This is a genomic window from Devosia sp. (assembly GCF_041917035.1).
Taxonomy (GTDB): Bacteria; Pseudomonadota; Alphaproteobacteria; order Rhizobiales; family Devosiaceae; genus Devosia_A.
In genome coordinates, this window is record NZ_JAYRYM010000228.1 from 1 (window position 1) to 6,081 (window position 6,081).

Sequence of the window (6,081 nt, forward strand, 5' to 3'; positions counted from 1 at the left end):
GGTGGGTTCGGCCTGGATCGTGCCACTAACTCGATCGGCACCCTCCCCCTTTCGGGGAGGGTTGGGGAGGGGGGTGCCACACGCTCGAAACTCACGTCTCCCCCCAGATCCCCACCAGCGCCCGGAACCGGCCGGCCATGTCGGCCACTGCCTGCTCGTCGCTCATCGTGCCGGCAAACCAGGCCTTGGCCGCCTCGGCGAAGATCGTCCGGCCGACGGCAAAGCCCCTGACGGTGCGCGAACTGTGCGCCGCCGCGAAGCCGCGCGCCAGCTCCTCTTCCGGTGCCTCGAGGCCGAGCAGTACCACGCCTCGGCAATAGGGGTCGTTGGCCTCGATCACCGCATCGACATTGGCCCAGGCCACGGCGTCGGCCTGTGGTTCGAGCTTCCACCAGTCCGGCCTGAGGCCGGCGGCATAGAGTTCGGCGAGCGCCCGAGCGCTGGTGCCGGCGTCGATCGGGCCGGCCTTCGATGCGATGATCTCGACGAGGATGTCGCGCCCGATCCGGCGGGCCGCGTCCTGCGCCGCCCGCAGCCTGTCCAGCTGCTCGGCCTTGAGGGCGTCGCCGTCATCCGGGTGCCAGAAGCACAGGACCTTGATGCAGTGATCCACCGGCCACTCGATCAGCCGGCTGCCGATATCCTGGCTGAACTCGAAGCGCAGCGGCCGGCTGCCTGGCAGTTCGATCGGCCGGCCGATCCAGAAGTCCTTCGGCACCGCGAACAGTGCGTCGCGCCCCCACTTGTCGTCGAGCAGCATGCCGAAGCCGGGCCGACCGGACGCGACGTCCGCGGCGGCCTTCACCGCCAGCACCTTGAAGGCCGGGATCAGCTCGGTGCGCTCGCCGGCAATGTCCTCGATCTGCTTTCTGTGGTCGATGGCGAAGGCGGTCAGCCTGGGGTAGTGCCGGCGGCGCGTCGTCGCCCAGTGAATGTGGTTGAGCGCCTCGTCCTTGCGCAGCGCACGAAAGCGGCTGCCATGGGCGAGGAAGTGCGTCAGCTCCGCCCAGCTCGGATATTCCGGGGCGCAGAGCAGGCGGCTGACGGCGAAGGCGCCGCAGGCATTGGCCCAGGTGGCGCTGGTCTGGTGGCTCTCGCCCTTCAGCCAGCCGCGCAGGAAGCCGCTCATGAAGGCGTCGCCGGCGCCCAGCACGTTGTAGATCTCGATCGGGAAGCCCTGCCCGACGATCCCGGCCTCGAGATCGTCCGGGATGGCGCCATCGTAGACGATGCAGCCCCTGGCGCCGCGCTTCAGCACCACGGTGGCACCGGAAACGGCGCGGATCGCCTTGAGCGCCGCCAGCAGGTCGCTCTCCCCGGCGGCGATCAGCACTTCCTCCTCGGTTCCCACGATCAGGTCGCAGTCGCTGAGGATCGGCTTGATCTTGCCGGTCACGTAGTCCGACTTCACATAGCGCTCGAAGCCGGCGGCATGCCCGGCCAGGCCCCAGAGGTTGGGCCGGTAGTCGATGTCGAACACCACCTTGCGCCCCGCGGCCCGGGCGAGGCGGATGGCCTTGCGCTGCGCCGCCTCGGCACCCGGCGTCGAGAAATGCGTGCCGGTCACCACCACCGCACGGGCCGAGGCGATGAAACCCTCGTCGATGTCGGCCTCGGAGAGCGCCATGTCGGCGCAGTCGGTCCTGACGAAGATCATCGGCGAGACGCCCTCGGCCTCGACGGCAAGAAGCACGAGGGCCGTCAGCCGCTGCTCGTCGACGGCGATGCCGGCGGTCGAGACGCCCTCGCGCTGCAGCTGCTCGGTGATGAACCGCCCCATCTGCTCGGCACCGACGCGCGTCACCAGCGCCGATTTCAGCCCGAGCCGCGCCGTGCCGATGGCGATGTTGGCCGGACAGCCACCCACGGACTTGGCGAACGAGCCGATGTCCTCGAGCCGGCTGCCGATCTGCTGGCCATAGAGGTCGACGGAAGATCGCCCGATGGTGATGACATCGAGCTCCGGCTCCGGCATGATCTCCCCCGTTCCGCGACGACTGGACAGCTTTCAGGCGCCGTTGTATCCCTCCGCCGAATGAAACGTCAATTCCGAACTATGGGCGGTTCGGAATGAACGTTCCAATTGGGCAGTCTCGCCCGGCCGACCCTACACCCATGGTCAGGCAGCGTTCAGCAAGGAGGCGGTTTCGTGGTCAGGTTCGGCATTCTCGGGGCAGGCCGCATCGGCAAGGTGCATGCGGCGACCATCGCCAACTCGTCGCAGGCCAGCGTCGCCTATGTCGCGGATGCGTTGCCGGAGGCGGCAAAGGCCCTCGCCGAAAGCGTCGGTGCCGCGGTCCGCAGTGTCGAGGAGGTCATCGCCTCCGATGTCGATGCCATCCTCATCGCCACCCCCACCGATACCCATGCCGACCTGATCGAACAGGCGGCACGGGCGGGCAAGGCGATCCTGTGCGAGAAGCCGGTCTCGCTCTCGGTCGAGCGCATCGAGGCCTGCCTGCCGGTGGTCGAGAAGGCCGGCGTACCGCTGATGATCGGCTTCAACCGCCGGTTCGACACCAATTTCGCCGGACTGAGGGCCCGCCTCGCGGCCGGCGAGATCGGCGATGTCGAACTGGTCACCATCATCTCGCGCGATCCGGCGCCGCCGCCGGTCTCCTACGTGGCGCGCTCGGGGGGGCTATACCGCGACATGATGATCCACGATTTCGACATGGCGCGCTTTCTCGTCGGCGAGGAGTTCGTCACCGTCTCGGCGCTGGGCGGGGCGCTGGTCGACAAGGCAATCGGGGAGGCCGGCGACGTCGATACCGCCGCGGTGCAGATGCAGACGGCCTCGGGCAAGATCGCCGTCATCACCAATTCGCGCCGCGCCAGCTACGGCTATGACCAGCGCATGGAAGTGCACGGCTCGAAAGGCATGCTACGCGCCGGCAATGTTCACATGTCAACCGTCGAGCGCGCCGACGGTCAGGGTTTCACCGCCGACGTGATCCAGAATTTCTTCATCGATCGCTACGTCGCCGCCTATGCCGCCGAGGTGCGGAGCTTCATCGACGCGATGACCAGGGGCACGCGGCCCACCCCCTCCGGCCACGACGGCCTGATGGCGCAGAAACTCGCCGAGGCGGCGACGCGGAGCGCCGCGACAGGGCAGGTGGTGCGGGTGAGCTGAGCCCGCCGCACCGGCCGCCCGGCGAGCCGGGCCGCGGTCGAGGCTCCTGCAACCAGTTGACCCTCGGGTCCATTGCGTGCATCGCTCCCGGCGCCCTTCGGCTCGGAGCCCGTCATGTCGTCCAGTTTCATCTTCACCCTATCCTGCGCGGACCGGCCGGGGATCGTGGCCGCAGTGACGACGGAACTGGCGGGGCTGGGCTGCAACATCGCCGAATCCAACCAGTTCTGGGATACCGAGACCGGGCAGTTCTTCATGCGGCTGGCCTTCACCGCGCCGGAGGGGGTGGATCGCGACGCCCTCGAGCGCGGCCTCAAGCCGGCGATCGAGCGGTTCGGCATGCGTACCGCGCTGGTCGATCGGGCGCGGCGCAAGAAGCTGCTGGTGATGGTCTCGAGATTCGACCATGCCCTGCTGCACCTGCTCTACCAGATCCGGGTGGGCTGGCTCGATGCCGAGGTGGCGGCCATCGTCTCCAACCACGAAGACAGCCGGCGCACTGCCGAGTACGAGGGCATACCCTTCCACCTGCTGCCGGTCGACAAGGCCAACAAGGCGGCACAGGAGGAGCGGGTGATTGCGCTGTTCAAGGAGACGGGCGCCGATCTCGTGGTGCTGGCGCGCTACATGCAGATCCTGTCGGATCGCTTCGCGACGCGGCTGTTCGGGCAGATCATCAACATCCACCACTCCTTCCTGCCCAGCTTCAAGGGTGCCAAGCCCTATCACCAGGCGCACGAGCGCGGGGTCAAGCTGATCGGGGCCACGGCCCACTATGTGACTCCCGACCTCGACGAGGGCCCGATCATCGAACAGGAGACGGCGCGCGTAACCCACGCGATGAGCCCCGACGACCTGGTGGCCGCCGGGCGAGACGTCGAGAGCCGGGTGCTGGCCCGGGCCGTCAAGCTCCACCTCGAGAGCCGGGTGATGCTCAACGGCCGGAAGACCGTGGTGTTCGGCTAGGGTCAGGCGGCCCCGAGCAGCGCGGCGCGGTTGGCCGCAAGGACATCGGCCACCGAGATCGGCCTTTCGCCCCAGAGGGACTCGACCGCGTCGGTCACCGACGCCACCTTGCGTTCGCGGGTGTTGCGGTCGAAGGCGACGATGAAGTTCTCGATGACATAGTCCGGTACGCCGGCGGCCCTGGCGCCGGCCGCGAGCTGCTCGTCGCCGACATCGACGACGGCGATCGGCCTGCCGGCCAGGCGGCTGGCCTCTGCGGCGATCTCGCGGGTGGTGAGGGCGGCGGGACCGGTCACCGTGTAGGTGCGGTCGGCGGCCGGACGGAGCAGGGCGCCGGCGGCGGCGCGGGCGCAGTCCTCCCGGCTCACGTAGCTCACCCGGCCGTCGCCGGCCGAGGTGTACCACTGGCCACGGGCCAGGACGCCGGGGAGGGTGCCGAGCAGGTTCTCCGTGTACCAGGACATGCGCAGGATGGTGTAGCGCAGGCCGCTGGCCTTGATGGCCTGCTCGGTGCCCAGGTGCTCCGGCGCGAAGCTGATCGCCGAAGGGGCCTCCGGTGCCGGCATCGAGGTGTAGACGAGCTCCTTCACTCCCGCCGCCCTGGCCGCGGCAACGGCATTGAGGTGGTTGGCGAGGCGGGTGCCGATCTGATCGGTGGAAATGATCAGGAAGCGGTCGACGCCGCCGAGGGCGGACTCAAGGCCGGCCGGATCGGTGTAGTCGGCACGGCGGACCTCGACGCCCTCGGGATGGCCCAGCTTCTCCGGATCGCGGGTGCCGGCAATGATGCGGCCGGCATGGCCGCGCTGGCGCAGCAGGTCGATGACGCGGCGCCCCAGCTTGCCGCCGGCGCCGCCGATGAAGAGGGTGGGTTCAGTCATGGTAACGCTCCGAGTGGTTGTCTCACTATGAGAGCAGGTATATGTTTGGAACCACCTGCTTCCGCAAGACGGCAGTTTCGCCGCCCCTGGTTACCTCGGGAGAACCACCATGACCGGTCTCGATGCCGAAACGCTCGCTCCGCAGTTCAACCGGATGAAGGCGCAGTATGACGATCCCGCGCAATGCCCGGTGCGCAACGTGCTGGACCAGCTGGCCGACAAATGGAGCGTGCTGATCGTCACCACCCTGGCCGAGCGGCCGCACCGCTTCGGAGAGCTGAAGCGCGCCATCGGCGATATCAGCCAGCGCATGCTGACCCAGACGCTGCGCGACCTGCAGGCCGACGGGATGGTGGAGCGGACGGTGTTCCCCACCACCCCGCCCAGCGTCGAGTACCGGCTGTCGCCGCTCGGCCGGAGCTTTCTCACCCCGCTCGCCGCCCTGGTCGACTGGGCCTATGCCAACCACCCGGCGATCCGCGCCGCCCGCGCGGACTTTGCCCGCGCCGCCTGAGCGACTGGCGCTCAGCCCTCCGGGTTCGAGCCGATGGAGTGGATGGCGAGGTCGGCGCCGCGGCGCTGGTCGGCGTCGGAGAGGCGGATGCCGATCAGGCGGCTGGTCAGGCTGTAGAGCAGGTAGCCGGCGCCCAGCGCATAGGCCGACAGGACCAGCGAGCCGATCAGCTGGCTGATCGGCGAGACGCCGCCGAGACCGCCCAGCGCCTCGAGCCCGAAGATGCCGGCGGCAATGCCGCCCCACAGGCCGCACAGCCCGTGCAGCGGCCAGACGCCGAGCACGTCGTCGATCTTCAGCCGCTCCTGGGTGATGATGAAGCCCTGGACGAAGACCACCCCGGCAACGGCGCCGACCACCAGCGCGCCGAGCGGATGGTAGAGGTCGGAACCGGCACAGACCGCGACCAGTCCGGCGAGTGCGCCGTTGTGGGCGAAGCCCGGATCGTTGCGGCCGGCGATCACTGCGGCGATGATGCCGCCGACCATGGCCATCAGCGAGTTGATGGCGACGAGGCCGGATACGCCGGCCACCGACTGCGCCGACATGACGTTGAAGCCGAACCAGCCGATGCAGAGCAGCCA

At 68.8% G+C, this 6,081-nt stretch carries 6 protein-coding genes; 3 read left to right on the forward strand and 3 right to left on the reverse strand.

Annotated elements, in window-relative coordinates; genetic code table 11:
• Positions 1–91: 91 nt before the first annotated feature.
• Positions 92–1,975: a 5-dehydro-2-deoxygluconokinase gene (iolC, locus tag ACE3TU_RS17890; RefSeq protein ID WP_374626665.1), complete on the reverse strand. Its 1,884-nt coding sequence runs from the start codon at positions 1,973–1,975 to the stop codon at positions 92–94.
• Positions 1,976–2,149: 174 nt separating this feature from the next.
• Between iolC and iolG the strand changes: the two genes are divergently transcribed.
• Positions 2,150–3,136 carry an inositol 2-dehydrogenase gene (gene iolG, locus ACE3TU_RS17895; protein ID WP_374626667.1) on the forward strand — a complete coding sequence of 329 codons (987 nt, stop codon included), beginning with the start codon at positions 2,150–2,152 and terminating at the stop codon, positions 3,134–3,136.
• Positions 3,137–3,250: 114 nt separating this feature from the next.
• Complete coding sequence (gene purU, locus ACE3TU_RS17900) at positions 3,251–4,102, forward strand: formyltetrahydrofolate deformylase (protein ID WP_374626669.1); 852 nt, start codon at positions 3,251–3,253, stop codon at positions 4,100–4,102.
• A 2-nt stretch (positions 4,103–4,104) separates the two neighbouring features.
• Here purU and ACE3TU_RS17905 read toward each other — a convergent pair whose 3' ends face one another.
• Positions 4,105–4,983: an NAD(P)H-binding protein gene (locus tag ACE3TU_RS17905; protein WP_374626671.1), complete on the reverse strand. Its 879-nt coding sequence runs from the start codon at positions 4,981–4,983 to the stop codon at positions 4,105–4,107.
• A 109-nt stretch (positions 4,984–5,092) separates the two neighbouring features.
• Between ACE3TU_RS17905 and ACE3TU_RS17910 the strand changes: the two genes are divergently transcribed.
• Positions 5,093–5,497, forward strand: a complete 405-nt coding sequence (locus ACE3TU_RS17910) for a winged helix-turn-helix transcriptional regulator (RefSeq protein ID WP_374626673.1) — start codon at positions 5,093–5,095, stop codon at positions 5,495–5,497.
• Positions 5,498–5,508: 11 nt separating this feature from the next.
• On the opposite strand, the gene ACE3TU_RS17915 is transcribed toward ACE3TU_RS17910, so the two are convergent.
• On the reverse strand, positions 5,509–6,081 hold a 573-nt coding region (locus ACE3TU_RS17915), incomplete at its 5' end, for an ammonium transporter (protein ID WP_374626675.1).

What these genes read in the sequence shown, in the direction of transcription:
- ACE3TU_RS17905 (WP_374626671.1), bottom strand. Translation starts at nt 4,983, where the DNA reads ATGACTGAACCCACCCTCTTCATCGGCGGCGCCGGCGGCAAGCTGGGG.
- purU (WP_374626669.1), top strand. Translation starts at nt 3,251, where the DNA reads ATGTCGTCCAGTTTCATCTTCACCCTATCCTGCGCGGACCGGCCGGGG.
- iolC (WP_374626665.1), bottom strand. Translation starts at nt 1,975, where the DNA reads ATGCCGGAGCCGGAGCTCGATGTCATCACCATCGGGCGATCTTCCGTC.
- ACE3TU_RS17910 (WP_374626673.1), top strand. Translation starts at nt 5,093, where the DNA reads ATGACCGGTCTCGATGCCGAAACGCTCGCTCCGCAGTTCAACCGGATG.